Here is an 18831-nt window from a genome sequence, read left to right as displayed (position 1 = left end):
CAACGATCAGAAGAGCGCGTTCGGGGGAGCGAAGAGACCGTCGAGCAGCAGAGGTTCGGCCGAGGCAGCGTCTTCCGAGCGAGGCCGTGGAATGGGCTTGGCTCGCTTCGGCGACTTACGCGCTGTGCCGGCACGCGGCCCGGTACGTTCTTCCTCCCGATGACGCTCATGATTGAGTTCGAGCAGCAGGTCAAGCGCGTCGACCTGGGCGTCCGGGTCGATGGTGAACCGGATGCCCTGGCGGGTCTGGTGAAACCCGTGCTCGAGCGCGGGGCCAAACCGGTACGCCTCGGCCACCGCCTCGTCGACTTCGACGTGGATCTCCCGCAGGCGGCGGATGTCCGCGCTGGTCTCCTGATCGTCATGCACCAGGTTGTAGAGCTTCGTCAGCCCCAACTTCCGTTCCAGCATCACCGACCGCCGATACGAGTCCAACTCCGCCCCGACCCGCTCCATCCGCTCGGTCGACTCCGGCTGGGGAAAGGTTTCATAGACATCCGAAGGCGAGTAGTTGAGGTCGGCCTTCATCGTCGATGAGTTCTTCCAGGCCCACGAGCTGTGAAAGCTGCTGGACAGGAGGGTGAGGCTCGCCGGCTGCGCCGAGACGAAGACGCCGAGCTTGTGGGATAAAACCTGCCCAGTCGGAACGAACACGGGCAGTCCGGTTCTGCTGACCAGCGCGATCACCAGCACGCGATCGAGCCCTTCGACCGCTGAGTAGAGTTCGGGTCGGCGCCGCTCATACTGCCACCAGCGCTCCCGAGCGTTGACGCTGTACTTGTTGCCTAGCCGCTCCGGCTTGACCTTGTGTTCGACGATGGCGAAGCAGTCGGGATATTCCTGGGCCCGTTCGAGTGACCAGTTGTGGAAGTTGATGACCCAGCGGCGGGCCGAGCAGTCGGGGCGGCCGTTCAGGTCCTCGCCGTTGAGATAAGGGAAGAGCACGTCCGCATTGCGCGGGTCCCTGGCGATCAGCTCCTGCGCCTGCTCCGGCTCGAGCAGGAAGCCGGTGCCCAGGACATAGGAACCGATGTAGGACTGGTCGGCGTTGGCCGCCAGGCGATACGGCTTGCCGGTGACCCGGGACCGGGCGTCCAGCGACGGCGTGATGCCAGAGACCGGGCGGCCGTCGAGGACCGGCTGCTCGCCCTCGGCGACGTGACCGACCCAGAGCAGCGACACCTCCAGCGCGGCGGTGCCGGGCCACGGCTGCGACTTGTTCGCCCGGTACACCGTCCAGCCCATGTCGACCAGTTGGTCCAGGCCGACCTCCCGGGTGTCGCCCTGAGCGATCGTGTTGGTGGCGATGATGCCGACCCGGCCCCCGCTGGTGACGCTGAGACTGCGCAGCAGGAAGTACGAGCACAGGTCGGCGCTGCCCCGCCGACCCCGGCCGACCCGCTCGACCAGGTATTCGCGTACGTCCGGCCCGATCGCCCCGGTGAGGCGCTGGCCACCGACGAACGGCGGGTTGCCGATGACGGCGTCGAAACCGGCGCGGTTCACCACCTCGGGAAACTCCAGCGGCCAGTGCAGCGGGCGGATCGGCTCCGGCCGGGAGCCGCGCAACCATCCGTCAACGGTGATGACGAGGCGCTGCGCCAACTCCGGGTCGTCCGCCCCGCCGAGCAGGCGGTGCACGTCGTCGCTGATCCGGAGCAGGCGGTCGTCGTACTTCCGTTCCGGGTCGTCCTCGTCGTCGGCCGGATCCCACGGGCGACGCTGGGGCCGGACGGCGGTGGAGAGCGCGGCGCCGACCACCGCGTCGGCGGCCAGTCGCAGGACCCGGCCGAGATGTTCGACCTCGGTGAGCGCGGCTTCCTTGTCGGCGGCGTCGCGGACGTCCTCGACCACGGACGCGCCGATCGACTCACGCAGTCCGGTCATCTCACCGACCGTGTGATGCAGCCGGTCGACGAGGTCACCGAAGAGGCGGCTGTGCTGGAAACGGCCCGTCTCCGGGTCCAGGTGGAAGGCGGTGAGCTGGTCCAGCGAGGTGATCCCGACCAGCGAGTCCCCGCACCGCAACGCGTGGTCGAGGAAACCGAACGGCTTCCCCTTGGCCAGGGTCACCAGCCACAACGACAGCTTCGCCAGCTCCACCGCCATGTCGTCGCGGTCCACTCCGTAGAGGCAGCGGGCGGCGACCAGTCGACGGGCCGTGAGCAGCAGATCCTCCCGGTCCGGGTTGCCGTTGGCGAGGTCGGACAACTCGGCGGGCAGCCCGTCGCGCCGCCACGCCCGCACCACAACCTCGGCCAGATAGCGGCACGCCGCCACCAGGAAGGCCCCGGAACCCATCGCCGGGTCGAGCACCTTCAGCCGCAGCACGTCCTCGGCCGGCTTCGGCTCCCACCGCGCCTCGTCAGTGACGCCCTGCGCCGGGCCGGGGGAGAAGCAGAGCGGCGCGAGCGTGTGCGCCACGACCTCCTCGGCCAGCTCCCGCGGCGTGTAGTGGGTGCCGGTGGCCCGCCGGTCGCCGAACTGGGTGAACAGCACCGAGCCGGTGGGGAAGACGGTGGGCAGGTTCCGGAGGTCGGCGCGGAGGAGGCCCCACCAGGGGCGTACCCGTCGGGCCAGGTCGTCGTCGTTGTCGCAGGCCGCGTGCAGCGCGGCGAGCTGGTGCGGCGCGGGCGTCGCGGCGCGGGCCTTCGCCACCTGCCGGGCGGTGAGGCCGCATCGGGTGACCAGCCAGACACCCAGCTCCGACTCACCCCCGGCGGCGGCGGCCTCGAGCTCGGCCAGCGGCACCTCCGGCTCGTGCCTGCCGAGCAGACCGACGTACGGTTCCCCCACCCGCGCGCAGGAGAACTCCAACAGGCCCTCGTAGACGTGGCCGAGCTGCTCGACGCCGAGACTGGAGTAGCTGAGCTGCTCGGCCGCCCTGCCCCGGTGCCGGAGCACCAGCAGGGCGTCCAACATCTCGTGCACCACGCGATCGGTGACCGCCGCGCCCGCCAACCAGGCGAACCGGTCCGGATCGAACAGTGACCCCCCGTGCGCGGGGATGCGCAGGTCCGGGTGCTCGCAGCCGTCGTGCACCGCGCTGAAGAGCGCGAGCAGCCGGGGCCAGGCCGCCGTCCGCCGGTCGCCGACCTCGTCGCCGTGCAGATCCCGCAGGGCGCCGAGCTGGCCGTGCAGCGTGGCAGCAGCGTACGCCTGCGCGTACAGCGGATCGACCACCGGCAGCAGCCGCTGCTCCTCGGCATAGAGCAGAAAGACCAGGCGCATGAGTACGGTCAGCGAGCCCTGGTAGATCTCCCGGTCGCTGACCTTGCCGAGCAGCGCCCCCCCGGACTCCCGGTCCAGCCGGGCCAACTCGCCGACGAACAACTCCACCGCCCGACGGACCTGGTCGCCCAGCGTGGTGGTGACCTGGGTGAGCGCCTCGGCGCTGTGGGCCAACAACCCGGCGAGGCTGGTCGACGGTCGGCCGTCGACACCGGTCGGCGGGGTCAGCACCCGGGAGGCGGTGAGCAGGGTGGCGAACGCGCGCAACAGCGTGGGCTCCTCCAGCCACAGGTCGGCGTCGAAGACACCCACCCCGGTAGCCTCGCCCCGGCGGGCGTGCACCAATGCCCAGTGCTGCCCGTTGGTGACCAACGCCAGCGGCACGGCGGTGTCCCGGCAGATCTGCGCGGCGTGCTCGACCGGGGCCGCCCGGCCCCCACGGGCGACGGTGAGGGAGGTGCCGAACGGTAGCCGGTGCACATGCAGCCGAGCGGCCCGACCTCCGCCGGGCTGCGGACCGGACAACACCACGTCCGGCCGGGGACCGGCCTCGGCCTCCACCGCGCTGTGGGACCGGGCGGACCCCGGGTAGCGCAGCAGCTCACCGAGGATCAACTCGATCCAGGCCGGGCCGAGCAGGTCCGGGGCGTCCTGCACCTCCGCCCAACCCCGGCGGACCCGATCCCGTACGTCGTCCGGCACCGTGTCCAATCCGTGCGGCAGCGCCTCGACGAGCACCGGCACCGTCAGGAACGGGCCTTCCGGGCGTAGCAGCCCCAGCCACTCGGCGTGCTGTTCGTCGACGCGCTGCGCGGGCGGCCGGAACGGACGGCCGGTCGCGGCGCCGGCCCGGCGGGAGGAGCCTCGGGACTGGCGGGGGACGGCGGGCATCAGCGGGCACCTCGGGCCAGGGAGGCGGGGACCAGGAAGGTGACGGCGGCGGGGAACCACCGGGCCGTCGGGTCGGCGTATCGGCGGCGCAGCGCGTCGCCCTCCCGCTCGCGTTGCGCCGGAATGGCGCGCAACCGCGCCCGCAGCGCCTCCCGGTCGGTGTGCAACTGTTCCCGCTCGACGGCGAACAGGGTGGGCTGCTCCCAGTGCGGCTCGTCGGCGAGCTTGCCGCGGATCGAGGTCTCCAACTCGGTCAGGACCGCGTCGACGGCGGTGACCTCCTCCGCGCAGCGCCGGGCGAGCAGTCCGTGCAGGCTGCGTGCCCGCTGGTCGGCGCGGGTGGCGAGGGCCCGACCGAGTGCCTTGCTCAGGGCTGGCCACAGCTCGATCAGGCTCTGCCGGACCTGCTCGGCGGGAACCTGGTCGGTGGCGGCGGCGAGCAGGGCCGCCAACTCCTCCTGTCGGACCCGGGTCAGCTTCCCGCCCTCGATCGGCCCGCCGGCGGTGACGATCTCCTCGTGCAGCCGGGTGCCCTCCGCGCCGGTGATCACCACCCGGCCGTGCGCCACCAGTGCCGGAGTGCGGAGCAGGTCCCCGGGCACCACTCGGGCCGTGACCCGGCTGAGTCTCGCGCGACCGGCGCCGGCGTCGCCCCGGGCCTGTGCCCACAGCTCGGCTCGGAGCAGCCGGAGGCACATCTGCACCAGCCGGTGCCCGAGGTGCAGCAACACGACGTCGGTGCGCCCCACCACCGCGTCCGGATCGAAGGTGACCGGCCGTTCCCGACCGGTCACCGGGTGCAGGAGCCCGTCGTTGCGGGCTGCGGACCAGGCGCCGGGCAGCTCGGGCAACCGGAACCAGGGGCCCGGCACGCCGCTCGGAGTCGGCGCGTCGATCAGGTCCCGGCGGTGAGCCAGCCGCAGCCCGGTGCGAACCACGCGTTCCACGGTGGCGGGGATGAGGTTGAGTTCCGCGCGACTGCCCTTCAGCGTGTCGACGAGTCGTTGCAGATCCCGGGCCAGGTCACGTTCGACCCGCAGCCGCGCCCGGCTGGCCCGCCGGTCGATCTCGACGTCGGTCACCTTCCAGTCCGTCTGCTTGCCGGTCATCTTCTGCTCGATCTGGGTGGCGATCACCTCACCGGCGCTGCCCAGATCCGTGCGGATCGCCTCGACCTTCTCCACCGCCAGCCGGAGAAACGCCAACTCGTCCTCCAGCGAACCGTTGGCGTAGTCGATCTGCTGCCAGCCGGTCGGCACGAAGTGCAGCACCTCGACCCGGCCGGCGCGTTGGCCGTGCCGGTCGATCCGGCCGTTGCGCTGTTCCAGCCGGTTCGGGTTCCACGGGATCTCCCAGTGCAGCAGCCGATGGCAGTGCCGTTGCAGGTTGATGCCCTCGCTGGCCGCGTCGGTCGCGAGCAGGATCCGGACCGGGTCGAGGTCAGGGTGTTCGGTGAAGACGTTCTTGACGTGTTCGCGCTCGTCCGGGTCCTGGCCGCCGTGCAGCAGGGCGATCCGCTCCGGCGGGTAGCCGGCGCTGAGCAGCCGTTCGTGCAGCCAACGCTGGGTGTCGCGGTATTCGGTGAAGATGATGACCCGGTCGGGCCGCCACTCGCCGTCGGGCCGCACGATCGGGTCCAGCCAACGACGCAGCGCGGTGAGCTTGGCATCCGGCCGGTCCTGCGCCGCTCGGGCCCAGGTGCGCAGCTCGCCCAGGGTTGCCCGCTCCTCGGCCGACAGCGGCGCGGCGTAGCGCCGGACCGTGGTCAGGGCATCGGCTTCGGCGTTGCCGTAGGCGTCGTCGTCATCGGCCGTCTCGGCCAGCCGGTCGATCACCGGTTGCAGGACCCGCTCACCGCCCGACTGCTCCCGATCGCCGGTGGCGTCGTCGGCCCTGGCGGTCATCGTCGCCAGATGGGTGTCGACCGTCTCGGCGAACGCCTTCGGCGACGAGAAGAGCCGCCGCTTGAGCAGGGTGGTGACGAAGTCGGCGGCGATCTCGCCGGCCCGGCTGTCGGCGTTCACCCGGCGGCTCGCCGCGTAGCGGTTGAGCAGGTCGTGGGCGCGTCGCTCCGGGGCGGAGTAGTCGACCTCCAGGTAGTCGAGATGACGCTCCGGGAAGCGTGGGGTGCCGTCCCACTTCGGCGGCAGCTCGCTCTTGAGTCGACGCACCATCACCCGCGCCAACTGTTCGTCGGTCGGCTTGACGCCCCGGGCGAACCGACGGTCGTCGAGCAACTCCAACAGCGCGGTGAACGATTCGGTGAAACCGTTGTGCGGGGTGGCGGACAGGAAGAGCCGGTGCTCGCAGTGCGGAGCGAGCGCGCGAATGGCTTTTGTGCGCTGCGAGTCCACCGCGTAGCGGCCACGGCCGGACGGCGCACAGGTGTGCACCTCGTCCACCACCAGCAGGTCGAACGCGCGTGGATAGCGCGGTGTGACCGGCAGCACCTCGCGGAGCAGCCGCATGGGCCGATCCCGCTTGAGCCAGTCGACGCTCACGATCAACCGCGGGTAGTGCGTCCACGGATTGGTGTAGAGACCGCGGGTACGGCGTAGCTCGCGCAGCAGGGCCGCGTCGACGATGCGGAAGTCGAGCCCGAACTTGTCGCGCATCTCGTCACGCCACTGGCGGGTCAGACCGGCAGGGCAGACGATCATCATCGTACGAGCACGGTGGCGCAGCATCAGCTCCTGCATCACCAGTCCGGCCTCGATCGTCTTACCGAGGCCGACGTCATCGGCGATCAGCAGGTTGGTCCGCGGCATCGACAGCGCCCGGACCACTGGGTCGAGCTGATAGTCCTCGATCTCGATGCCGGAGCGGAACGGCGCCTGAAGCGCGGTCCGGTCGGCGGAGGCGATGGCACCCCAACGCACCGCGTCGAGAAACGCGTCCAACTGGCCAGGGGGATCGAATCCGTGTCGCGGATCCGGCAGCGTCGCGCTGTCATGCACCAACCGCCCCGGCTCCAGCTCCCAGATCACCCGCAACTCCTCGTCGCGGGCGTCGTCCTCGATGCTGACCAGGGTGGCCAGGTGTGGGATCTGGTCGGTGAAGACATGCGGATCGCTGCTGGCCACGTCGCTGTGAGCCACGTCAGCGACGACCCAACGACGATTGCGGACGGTAACGAGTTGGCCGGCTACCGGCGGCCCACCGATGTCGGTCGCCACGGTCATCCGGCTCGTACCATCGGTGTGCTCCTTCAGCCTGCGGGCCGTCCCGCCTGTTCCGATCATGCGAATCGCGAAGTGCCTACCCCGGATCGCAGACGTGAAGGTTAGACGACATTCCACATCGGAGACGCCGGTGCTCGATGTCCAGATGGACAAAGACGTCGATAGGGGGCCGGCAGTCGGGAATTCGACAGCATAGGCGGAGCCGGAAGGCCGCTGGCCCTCCCGCAGACGGTGGCGTACGCGCTCACCGCCGGCGGAGTGGGACGGGCGGCCCGGTTGTTCCGGCGCCGGACGGCCACTGCCGGTCCGCTGCGCGCCGAGGCGGGCTGACCCGGGCCGCTCCTGGACGTGCGCTCCGGCTACACCTGGATGTTGAAGCGTTGCAGCACCGACGGGGCGACCAGCCCCAGCGCGGCCAGCACGGAGAGCACCGTCATAGCGGTGCGCAGCACCACGGTCTCGGCCTTGCTGCCGGTGCGCAGGGCGATCTTGTTCGGGAGCCCGATCATCGTCCACATCCGGCGTTTGATCGGGATGGGCCAGAGGATCGGCACGCCGGCTCGGGTGATCATGTCGCCGAGGATGTGCACGAAACAGCCCACCCCGACCGCGAGGCCGATCATCGGATAGCCGCGGTCACCGGGCAGGTTGGCGAACGTGAACCAGGCCGCGGCGGCGGACACCAGCGTGACCACCACCCAGCCGGCGCGCTCGGCCCACTGGTCGAAGAGCCCGCGCAGCGCCAGGCCGATCATGAAGAAGAGGATGCCGACCACCGCCCACTTGCCGTAGTGGGCGCAGAGCGCGGTGGTACCCCAGCCGACGAGCACGGTGAACGGCACGGTGTGGGTCAGCGTGCGGTGCCCGTTGTTGCGGCGTGGATCCTTGCTGAGCTTGGTGGCGTAGTAGACGCCGAGCGAGATCTTCTCCACCACCTCGGCGACGAAGAGGCTGAACACGCCGAACGTGCGCGCCACGGTGGCGCCACCCTGGTTCCGGGTGACCTTGCCGGACAGGTCGAGGTCGGGGAAGAGCGCCCCGCCGGCGCAGACCGCGGTGCCCACCGCCACCGCCAGCGGTGTCTGGTGGTAGTCCGCGAACTGGGCCATCGCCCAGGAGCCGGTCAGCCACACCGCCGCGCCCGAGAGCGCGTGGGACGGTCCCATCATCTCGGCTCGCCCTTCCCGAAGATCTTGATCTACGAAACTACGCCACTGTAGTCAGCCGGTACGACGGCGGGGCATCACCCGGACGGTCCACAGGGGAAGGAGCAGCCGGGGACGCCGAGGTTCAGCCCGCGGTACGGGTGGGCCGGACCGTGCCGAGGCTCGCGCGGATGACCGCGAACTGTTTCGAGGCCGCCTGCCAGTCGGCGTCGGACGTGGTCCAGCCGAGCGTCCAGCCGGCCCGCTCGCCCGGCAGTACGCGCAACGCGTGCATCCGCTCCCCGTACGGCGCTGTCCACAGGCACTCCCATGCCGCTCCCGGGCCGTCGGGCTCCAACCGGAGCTTCTGGTACAGCGGCAGCCGGCCGGCGGATTTCAGGTCCCGCTCGGACGACTTCAACCGGCCCACCGGATCGCCGCCCGGGTAGGGCTCGACGCCGAGGATGCGCCGGGTGGCCGGGTCCTGGAAGCAGGTGGTGTCGCCGGAGCGCAGTTGCAGCCAGCCGGCGGGCAGCGCGATGCGGAAGCCGCCGGTGTCGGCGGGCCAGACCCAGCCGGCCGGAACCGTCACCGGCGGGTTGTCGGGGGGCGGCCCCTTGCGGACCGGTGTGCCGGCCACGTCGGGCCGGACGCAGGGGAACGGCGGGGGCGGCATGCCCGGCCCGGGCGGGCGGTCCCAGGGGCGGACGACAGCCTCGGTGGACGTGCTCGCCTGCGGCGGATCGTCGTGGCCGCCGCTGATCGCCAGCGCGGTGCCCACGCCCGTCGCCACCGCCAGCAGCACGGCGCCCAGCACGAGCCCCCAGCGGTGCAGCGGGTTCCCGTCGGCGGCGGGCAGCGGCGGGTCGGCGGGGCGGGGGACCCCGGCGGGGCGGGGCGGGGCGGGGTGCACAGCGCCGCTGTCGACCGGCCCGCTGTGCGCGACCGGGGGAGGCTTGGCCACCGGCGCGGAGCCGGGACCACCGATGCGCACCGGACTGAGGGCGTCGGCGCGGGGGGCCGACTCGGGCCCGCCCGGGCTGCCCGGATCGACGAAGCTGGTGAGGACCGTGGGACCGAGACTGATCGGGCCGGGGCGGGCCGGCCCGGCCCGGGGCGGGTCCGGCTCCGTGGCGGCGGCCGGGTCGTTCTGCCCCGGCGGGCCGGCCCGGCCGCGCTCCGGTGCGCCTGCGGGGGCACGACCCGGGGCCCCGGCCCGGTCCCGATCCGGGTCACCGGCCCGGGCGTGCTCCGGCGGCGCGGCCCGGCCGACGGCGACCGGGCGATCGGCCGCACCCTGGCGATCGGCCGCACCTGGGCGGTTGGCCGCACCGGAGCCGGCAGGTGCGGCCGGGCCACCGGCCGCGCCCGAACCTCCGTCGGCGGCCGGACCGCCTGACGCATCCGGGCGGCGGTCCGCATCCGGCCCGCCGGCCGCGGACGACGGGGACGGGAGGCCGCCGGAATCCGAGCGGCGGCCGGCCGAACCCGGCACGTCCGCCGGTCCGGTGGCCTCGGCCGCGTCGCCCGGTGGCGGCGCGCGGTCGCCCTCGGCGGGCGGGGCCCACTCGCTGCGCTTCGCCGCCCGGTTCCACGCCCGCGCGGCGGCGGCCGGCGGCATCAGGTCCGGGTAGATACCGCCAGCTGGTGCGGCCGGGCTTCCCGGGAGCGCCGCACCGTCACCGGCGGCGCCGCGTGCCGGGACGTCGGCCTCGCGGCCGGCCCCCGCCCGGTCGGAGGACGCGGCGGTGGCGCGGCCGGCGGACCCGGCGGCCTCCGCGTCGGCCTCCGACACCGCGGCGACGCCGAGCAGCCGGGCCGTCTCGCGGTGCCCCATGCGGGTACGCGGATCGCGGCGCAGCAGCCCGGCCAGCACCGGCGTCAGCGGGCCGGCGTGCGGCGCCGGGTCGGGCGGCCGGGTGGCGAGTGCGGCGAGCGTGGCCATCGCGGTGCTGCGGGCGTACGGCGAGCGGCCCTCCACCGCGGCGTGCAGCGTCGCGCCGAGCGACCACATGTCCGCCTCGACGCTGGACACACCCTCGGCGGCCCGTTCCGGGGCGACGTACTGCGGGGAGCCGAGGACCAGGCCGGGACGGGTCATGGCGCCGTCGCCGCCCTCGAACACGGCCAGCCCGAAGTCGGTGAGCAGCACCCGCCCGTCCCGGGCCAGCAGCACGTTCGCGGGCTTCACGTCCCGGTGCAGCACCCCGGCGTCGTGGGCGGCGCGCAGCGCGGCGAGCACCGACAGGCCGATCTCGGCGGCCCGCCCGGGCGGCAGCGGCCCGTCGCTCTCGATGATCTCCTGGAGCGAGCGGGACGGGACGTACTCCATGATCAGCCAGGGCTCACCCTGGACCCGGACCACGTCGTAGACCCGTACCACGTTGGGGTGGTTGAGCCGGGCGGACGTGCGCGCCTCGCGCAGCGTACGGGCGCGCAGCTCGTCCCGCTCGTTCTCGGCGAGCCAGTTCGGCGGCACCACCTGCTTCACCGCGACCTCGCGTTGCAGCTCCTCGTCGCGCGCCCGCCAGACCTGGCCCATCCCGCCGCGGCCGACCAGTTCGAGCAGGCGGTACCGCCCCGCGATCACTACCTCCCGCACCGCACTCCTCACCGCTGGTCAGTGGTCCACAATAGCCAACGGATCGGACGGTACCTATCGCATGTCAGTGCGTCATGTCCTCCGGGGGCCTAACTTGCCGCGCCGGCGAGCAGGTTCCCCTCCGGCACGGCGATCGGGGACCGGTCGCCGGCGAGCAGGGTGGTGGCCCGGCGGGCCTGGAACGCGTCGTGGTCGCGGCGGGCGGTCGCGTAGGCGGCAGCGGTCCGGGCGGCGATCGCCGACCAGGTGTAGCGCCGGCTGACCATGGTCCGCGCCCTGCGTGCCACCCGCCGGGCGAAGACCTCGTCGCCGAGCAGCCGGTCGACGGCGCCGGCCAGCGCGTCCGGATCGCCGTGCGGGAAGGTCACCCCGGTCACCCCGGGCTCGACGATCTCGGCCAGCCCGCCCGTGCGGGCCACCGCGAGCGGCGCTCCGGCGGCCGCCGCCTCCAATGCGATCATGCCGAACGGCTCGTAGAGGCTGGGAATGACCGTGGCGTCGGTGGCGGCCAGCACCGCGGGGAGCTGGGTGGCGTCCATGAAACCGGCGAACCGGACCGTGTCCCCCAGGTGCAGCCGCCGTGCCTGGTCGACCAGCTCGTCCCGGTACGGCCCGTCCCCGGCGATCACCACCCGCAGGCCGGGGTGTCGCTTCGCCAGGTGCGGCACCGCGTGCACCAGGTGCTGCACGCCCTTCTCGTAGACCAGCCGGCCGGCGTACCCGACGAGCGGGCCGCCCGCCGCGAAGCGGGCCCGGGCGGAGGCCACCGCGTGCGGCCGCGCCCGCCAGACCCGGTCGTCGACGCCGTTGGCGACCACGTCGATGCGCCCGGCCGGTACGCCGAACAGCCGTGCCACCTGGTCGCGCATGTAGCCGGAGCAGGCGATCACCCGGCCCGAGGCGTTGCTCAGCCAGTGCTCGACGCCGTGGATGGTGCGGTTCATCTCCTCCGGCAGCCAGCCCTGGTGCCGGCCCGCCTCGGTGGCGTGGATGGTGGTCACCAGCGGGACGTCCAGGTGCTCGGCCAGCGTGACGGCGGTGTGCGCGACCAGCCAGTCGTGGGCGTGGATCACGTCGTAGGTGCCGGTCGAGGCGGCGCGCAGCGCGGCCCGGGTCAGCGTGTGGTTGAAGGCCATGGTCCAGGCCAGCAGCGAGCCCGTGGCGAGCGGGAACCGGACCGGGTCCTCGGCGGCGCGGACGACGCGTACGCCGTCGGCGTACTCCTCCAGGGGAGCGCCCTCGGCGTGGCGGGTGACGACGGTGACCTCGTGTCCGGCGGCGGCCAGCGCCACTGAGAGGGCGTGTACGTGGCGGCCGAGCCCGCCGACGAGCACCGGCGGGTACTCCCAGGAGAGCAGCAGCACCCGCAGGCGCCGGGCGGGCTGGATGTCGATCACTTCGGCGTCGGCTGACACGCGGCCCCCTTTGAGTTGTGGCGTCCCCACCCCGGGCGGCGTCGCCGCGGTGTCCGGTGGGGTCGTCGCCCATCCTGCCGAGGGGTCGATAACCGGCGGCGACGCGCCGGTTGCCGGTCTGTAACGCGTTACCGGCGCATCCGCCGCGCGCGCAGCAGCTCGGCCACCGACCACGCCTGGAACGGGCAGCCGGTGGCCGCGTGCGGGGGCGTGCCCTCGGCGGTCTCGCTCACCGAGCCGAGGCCGTCCTCGGTGAGGTGGCCCACCAGTCCCACCAGCAGGTCGTCGGTGGGCAGCCCGGCCCGGCGGTACGCGTCCAGCAGCGGCCCGGTCAGCCACGGCCAGACGGTGCCCTGGTGGTACGCGGAGTCCCGCTCGGCGGGCCCACCCCGGTGCCGTCCGGTGAAGCCGGGGGAGTCCGGGGCGAGGCTGCGCGGGCCGAGCGGGGTGAACAACGCCTCGGTGATCCGGCGCAACGTCACCTCGTCCGGTTCCAGCGGCGCGTGCGGCAGCGACCAGGCGAGCAGTTGGTTGGGGCGCAGCAGGTCGTCGTCGTGGTGCGCGGCCCCGCCCAGCGGGTACGCGGGCGCCGGTGCGTCCACCACGTCGTGCAGCCAGCCGGCCGGGGCGGGGAAACGCTCCCGGAACGCGGCGGTGGCCCGGTCGTGCAGGGCGTGCAGCCCGGCGGCGTCGCGTCCGGCCAGCTCGGTCAGCTCGGCGAGCCCGGCCAGCCCGTTGATCCACAGCGCGTTGACCTCGACCGGCTTGCCGGTACGCGGGGTCACCGGCACGCCGTACACCCGGGCGTCCATCCAGGTCAGCGCCACGTCCGGCGGGCCGCCCTGGGCCAGCAGCCCGTCGGCCGGGTCCACGCCGATGCCGTACCGGGTGCCCGCCACGTGCGCCTCGACGACGCCGTGCAGCGCGGGCAGCAGCTCGTCGCCGAGGTCGGTGTCGCCGGTGACCGTGACGTGCCGGTGGACCGCGTGCAGGAACCACAGCGTTGCGTCCACGGTGTTGTACTCGACCCGGCCGGTGTCGGCGGTGTTCGCCAGCATGCCCTCGTTCAGCGTGGCCGCGTACGCCCGCAGCAGGTCCCGGCCCTCGTCGGCGCGGCCGGTGCACAGGAACAGGCCCTCGTAGGAGATCATCGTGTCCCGCGACCAGGCGCCGAACCAGGGGTAGCCGGCGACCACGTCCGGGCCGGTCGCGGTGCGTACCACGAACGCGTCGGCGGCCAGCGCGAGCGTCGCCTCGACCGCGTCGCCGGGTTTCGCCGCGGCCACCACCGCCCGGCTGCGCCGCCGGGTGGCCTCCACCACCGCGGTCGCCGGTGGCGGCTCCTCGGCCAGGTCGTCCGCCCAGGCCAGCACCGACACGGTAGCGCCCGGCTCGTCGAGCGCGCCGGTGAACCGGCCCGCGTACCAGAGGTCCTCGTCCGGGTGCAGGCCGCGCTCGGCCTCCACCCGGTGACGCACCCCGTGCCACCACTGCCCCTCCGGGGTCCAGTCCGGCCCGGACAGGCGGTACGCGCCGTCGACCACGGCGCCGCCCGCAGCCGGCTCCAGCCGGGGCGCCGGGCCGTCCGCCCGCCGCTCGCCGTGCGCGTCGCGCCAGGTGCAGGCCGCCGCCAGGTCCAGCCGCACCGGGCCGCCGGAGATCAGCCGGTGCACCACCGCCACGCAGGAGCGGCCGTACGTCATGGCGATCTCCCGCTCGATCACCACGTCGCCGATGCGCCAGCGCCAGCGCGGCACCCCGTCGGCCAGGTCGAAGTGCTCCAGCAGCTCGAAGCCGCGCGGGTCCACCACGCCCGAGGACCACTCGTGCGCGCCGAGGCGGACCTGCCGCCCCGACGGCAGGGTCACCGCCGGATCGAGGCTCACGAGTCCCACCTTGCGGGACGCGGGCGTGTCACCGGCCACCACGAGCAGTCCGTGGTACCGGCGGGTGCGCAGCCCGGCCACGGTGCCCATGGCGTACCCGCCGCGCCCGTCCGTGACCAGCCATTCCCGCGCGGCGGCGGTGGACAGCTCGCCGCAGACCCGCGGCCCGAAACGGATGTCGATCAACTTTCCTCCACCGGCAGCGAGGTGTGACATGCCACGGCGACAATGGCCGCTGTGGAGAAGTACCCGGGCGGCGTCGAAGATGAGCCAGTGATCACCGACCGGTCGACCTCCGCGTCCCCCGACCCCGAGCGGCACCGGCTCGCCCAGGCCGACGCCGGGGAGCAGGACTGGCGCGCATGGGGCCCCTATCTGTCCGAGCGGGCGTGGGGGACGGTACGGGAGGACTACAGCGAGCACGGCACGGCGTGGGACTACTTCCCCCACGACCACGCGCGGTCCCGAGCGTACCGGTGGAACGAGGACGGCATGGCGGGCGTCTGCGACGACCGGCAGACGTTCTGCTTCGCCCTCGCGCTGTGGAACGGGCGCGACCCGATCCTCAAGGAGCGGATGTTCGGCCTCGGCGGCGACGGCGGCAACCACGGGGAGGACGTCAAGGAGTACTGGTGGTACCTCGACAGCACCCCGACGCACTCCTTCATGCGCTGGCGCTACCACTACCCGCAGGCCGCCTTCCCGTACGACGAGCTGGTCGCGGTGAACGCGCTGCGCGGCCGGGACGACACCGAGTACGAGCTGGTCGACACCGGCATCTTCGACGACGACAGGTACTGGGCGGTCACAGTCGACTACGCCAAGGCGTCCCCGGCGGACATGTGCGTGCTGGTCACCGTGGCGAACCGGGGAGACCAGGACGCGACGCTGCACGTGCTGCCCACGCTGTGGTTCCGCAACACCTGGGCGTGGGGCCTGCCCGGCACCGACCGGGTGCCGAGGCTGACCGGCGAGGAGGCCGGGACGCGCGGCGGCGCCCGGCTCGTCGGTGACCACTGGGTGCTCGGCCAGCTGCTGCTGGAGGGCGACGGCGACCCGGTGCCGCTGCTGTGCGACAACGAGACGAACGCCGAGCGGCTGTGGGGGCTACCAGGGCGGTCGCCGTACCCGAAGGACGGCATCAACGACCACGTGGTGGCCGGCGCGGACACCGTCAACCCGGAGCGCACCGGCACCAAGGGCGCGCTGCACTACGTGCTGGACGTGCCGGCGGGCGAGAAGCGGCAGATCCGGTTGCGGCTGACCCGTACCGCGCCGCCGCCGGCCGCCGCGCCGCCCGCCCCGGCCGACCTGGGCGACGGGTTCGACACCGTGCTGTGGGCCCGCCGGGCCGAGGCGAACCGGTTCTTCGACAGCGTCATCCCGGCCGCCGCCACCGCCGACGAGGCACTGGTGGCCCGCCAGGCCATCGCCGGGCTGATGTGGGGCAAGCAGTTCTACCACTTCGACGTCGAACGGTGGCTGGCCGGCGACCCCGGCTCCGCGCCGCCGCCGGCCGGCCGCCGGCACGGGCGCAACAGCGCCTGGTGGCACATGAACAGCTTCGACGTGATCTCCATGCCGGACCCGTGGGAATACCCCTGGTACGCGGCCTGGGACCTGGCCTTCCACTGCGTCACCATCGCCCGGGTCGACCCGGGCTTCGCCAAGGAGCAGATCCTGCTGCTGCTGCGCGAGTGGTACCTGCACCCCAACGGGCAGATCCCGGCGTACGAGTGGGCGTTCGGGGACGTCAACCCGCCGGTGCACGCCTGGGCGGCGCTGAAGGTCTTCGAGATCGACGGCGCCCGCGACCACGAGTTCCTCGCCCGGGTGATGCACAAGCTGCTGCTCAACTTCACCTGGTGGGTCAACCGCAAGGACACCGGCGGCAACAACGTCTTCGAGGGCGGCTTCCTCGGGCTGGACAACGTCGGCCCGTTCGACCGCTCGGCCGCGCTGCCGGTGGCAGGGGTGCTGGAGCAGTCCGACGGCACCGGCTGGATGGCCATGTACGCGCTCAACCTGCTCGACATGGCGATCGTGCTGGCCGAGCACGACCGCACGTACGCCGACACCGCCACCAAGTTCTTCGAGCACTTCGCGTACATCGCCGCGGCGGCGTACCACCAGGGGCTCTGGGACGCCGAGGACGCGTTCTTCTACGACGTGCTGCGGCTCGCCGACGGCACCAAGGTGCCGCTGAAGGTCCGCTCGGTGGTCGGGCTGCTGCCGCTGGCCGCTGTCACCCGGCTGACCGCCCGGACCATGCGCCGCCTGCCGGAACTGGGCGCGCGGCTGCGCTGGTTCCTCACCAACCGCCCCGAGTACGCCGAGGTGATCGGCGCCCGCCGGCTCGGGCCGGACGGCCGCCAGCAGCGGCTGCTGTCGATGGTCGCCCCGGACCAGGTGGTACGCCTGCTGGCCCGGATGCTCGACACCGACGAGTTCCTCTCCGAGTACGGGCTGCGCACGCTGTCCCGGGCCCACCTGGACAAGCCGTTCACAGTCATGCTCGGCGGGCAGGAGTTCAGCGTCGGCTACGAGCCGGCCGAGTCGACCAGCGGCCTGTTCGGCGGCAACTCCAACTGGCGCGGCCCGATCTGGATGCCGACGAACTTCCTGCTGATCAGCGCGCTGCGCGACTACGCCGCGTTCTTCGGCGACGACCTCCAGGTCGAGTACCCGACCCGGTCCGGCGTCAAGCGCACGCTGGACGAGATCGCCGACGACCTGTCCGCGCGGCTGATCTCGCTGTTCACCCGCGACGACTGGGGACGGCGGCCGATCTACGGCGCCGCGCAGCTCTTCCAGACCCACCCGGACTGGCGCGACCTGATCTGCTTCCCGGAGTACTTCCACGGCGACAACGGCGCCGGCCTGGGCGCCTGGCACCAGACCGGCTGGACCGCGCTGGTCGCCGACCTGATCCTCACCTTGCGTCGCTGACGCGGCCAACCCTCACCTTGCGTCGCTGACGCGGCCAACCCTCACCTTGCGTCGCTGACGCGTGGGGCGCGGCGGGACACCGCCGCGCCCCGCCCGTTCACGGCAGCGGCAGGAACGCCAGCCGGGCGTGGTACTCCCCGGCCACCGTCACCGTGTCGCTGCCGACCCACAGGCCCCGGTCGGTGGCGTACAGCTCGCCGGTGCCCACCCCCCGGTCCTTTGTCGGGTTCCACGGCAGCGCCTTGCCCGTGGTCGGGTGGATCGCCCCGATGCCCGGCCGGGACACCGCGCCCGGGCCGGCCGAGTTGCGGCCCTGCGGGTTGTCCAGCCAGCGCTGGTGCCCCCCGACGTAGACCGCCGCGCCGGTCACCGCCACCGACAGCAGCGTGTCGCCGCCGGTGTAGTTGGCCCAGGTCGGCTGCTTGCCGCCGGTGGCCGTACCGAACTCGAAGCGCGCCGCGGTGTCGCAGAGCGTGCCCGGGAACGCCGCCCCGGTGGTCACCACCGCGAACCAGGTGCCGTCCGGGGAGATGTCCACCCCGCGCAGGTACGACGGCATCGACCGCGCGCACTGCGGCTGGTAGCGGTCGGTGGCCCAGCCGGAGAGCGTGGCGCCCGCGCCGGACAGGTTCGCCACCGCGAGCTGGTGCCGCGCCACACCGGCGACGGTGCTGAAGTTGCCGGCGAACACCAGCCGGGTGCCGTCGGGGGAGACGTCCAGCGCCTCGACCTTCACCGGGGCCGTCGCGCCGGAGGTGGTCTTGCGCGGGCCGGCCAGGTTCAGGTTGACCGACGCGTCGGCCGCCCCCGTGGTGGCGTTCACCGCCGCCAGGGCACGGCGGGTCACCCCGCCGACGGTCTGGAACGCGCCGCCGACGATCAGCCGGTTGCCGACCAGGCGCATGTCGTTCACCTGGTTGTTCAACGCCGGCGTGGAGAACCCGGCGACCCGGGCACCGGTGGCCGCGTCCACCCGGGCCAGCCGGGACGCCGCGGTGCCGTTGACAGTGGTGAACGCGCCGCCGATGTAGAGCGAACGGCCGTCCGGCGCGGCGGCGAGCGCCTTGACCGCGCCGTTCACCTGCGGCCGGAACGTGGTGTCGATCCGGCCGGTGGTCGCGTCCAGCGCCACGAGCCGGGGCATCGCCAGCTGGGCCGACTGACTGGCGTTGCGCACCTTGGTGAAGGTGCCGGCCACGTACACGCGGTTGCCGATCTGGAGGATCCGGTGCACCGTGCCGTCCAGCGCGTGCGGCGTCCAGTCGACCGGGTTCGTGCCGACCACCGTGGTGTGCGCGGCGTTGACGGCGAGCGCCGGGGAACCCGGCAGTGCGGCGCCCGCGACCGCCAGCGTCGCGGCCACCGCGACGGCCACCCGCCGCCGGCGTCCAGGTGGATGATCAGGTGAGGTCTTCATGGCCGAAGCATGCCGTCCGACCAGGGATTCCGCAGTCGGGTAGCCGCCGGTAACCGGCCGCCGACCGGATAAACCGCGTGGCCCGTCCGGCGGCCGGGCAGTACGGTGTCCGG

General features: G+C 73.1%; 8 protein-coding genes. 1 reads left to right on the top strand and 7 read right to left on the bottom strand.

Annotation, left to right across the window (positions count from 1 at the left end; genetic code table 11):
* Window positions 1-6: 6 nt before the first annotated feature.
* From ACGFIA_RS07535 to ACGFIA_RS07510, 6 genes are all read right to left on the bottom strand, one after another.
* A complete protein-coding gene (locus ACGFIA_RS07535) occupies window positions 7-4122 on the bottom strand; it encodes an Eco57I restriction-modification methylase domain-containing protein (RefSeq protein WP_357477072.1) in 4116 nt (1371 codons plus the stop codon).
* Window positions 4122-7304 carry a DISARM system SNF2-like helicase DrmD gene (gene drmD / locus ACGFIA_RS07530; RefSeq protein WP_393259096.1) on the bottom strand — a complete coding sequence of 1061 codons (3183 nt, stop codon included), beginning with the start codon at window positions 7302-7304 and terminating at the stop codon, window positions 4122-4124. Before drmD ends, ACGFIA_RS07535 begins: the two co-directional genes overlap by 1 nt.
* 359 nt (window positions 7305-7663) lie before the next feature.
* Complete coding sequence (locus ACGFIA_RS07525) at window positions 7664-8473, bottom strand: metal-dependent hydrolase (protein WP_357388087.1); 810 nt, start codon at window positions 8471-8473, stop codon at window positions 7664-7666.
* A gap of 121 nt (window positions 8474-8594) precedes the next feature.
* Window positions 8595-11051, bottom strand: a complete 2457-nt coding sequence (locus ACGFIA_RS07520) for a protein kinase (RefSeq protein WP_393259094.1) — start codon at window positions 11049-11051, stop codon at window positions 8595-8597.
* A gap of 89 nt (window positions 11052-11140) precedes the next feature.
* Window positions 11141-12466: a glycosyltransferase family 4 protein gene (locus tag ACGFIA_RS07515; RefSeq protein WP_357388091.1), complete on the bottom strand. Its 1326-nt coding sequence runs from the start codon at window positions 12464-12466 to the stop codon at window positions 11141-11143.
* 128 nt (window positions 12467-12594) lie between these two features.
* A complete protein-coding gene (locus tag ACGFIA_RS07510) occupies window positions 12595-14538 on the bottom strand; it encodes an amylo-alpha-1,6-glucosidase (RefSeq protein WP_357388093.1) in 1944 nt (647 codons plus the stop codon).
* 42 nt (window positions 14539-14580) lie between these two features.
* Here ACGFIA_RS07510 and ACGFIA_RS07505 point away from each other — a divergent pair, with 42 nt between their 5' ends.
* The gene (locus tag ACGFIA_RS07505; RefSeq protein ID WP_357388095.1) at window positions 14581-17301 is read left to right on the top strand and encodes a glucosidase; all 2721 of its coding nucleotides are present in this window, start codon (window positions 14581-14583) and stop codon (window positions 17299-17301) included.
* A gap of 97 nt (window positions 17302-17398) precedes the next feature.
* On the opposite strand, the gene ACGFIA_RS07500 is transcribed toward ACGFIA_RS07505, so the two are convergent.
* Window positions 17399-18718, bottom strand: a complete 1320-nt coding sequence (locus ACGFIA_RS07500; protein ID WP_357388097.1) for a hypothetical protein — start codon at window positions 18716-18718, stop codon at window positions 17399-17401.
* Between the last annotated feature and the right edge of the window lie 113 nt (window positions 18719-18831).

The sequence above is a fragment of the Micromonospora sp. NPDC049203 genome, assembly GCF_043197215.1.
In the GTDB taxonomy this organism is placed as follows: domain Bacteria; phylum Actinomycetota; class Actinomycetes; order Mycobacteriales; family Micromonosporaceae; genus Micromonospora.
The sequence above is the reverse complement of the archived record's forward strand: the minus strand, read 5'-3'. Positions and strand labels throughout refer to the sequence as shown.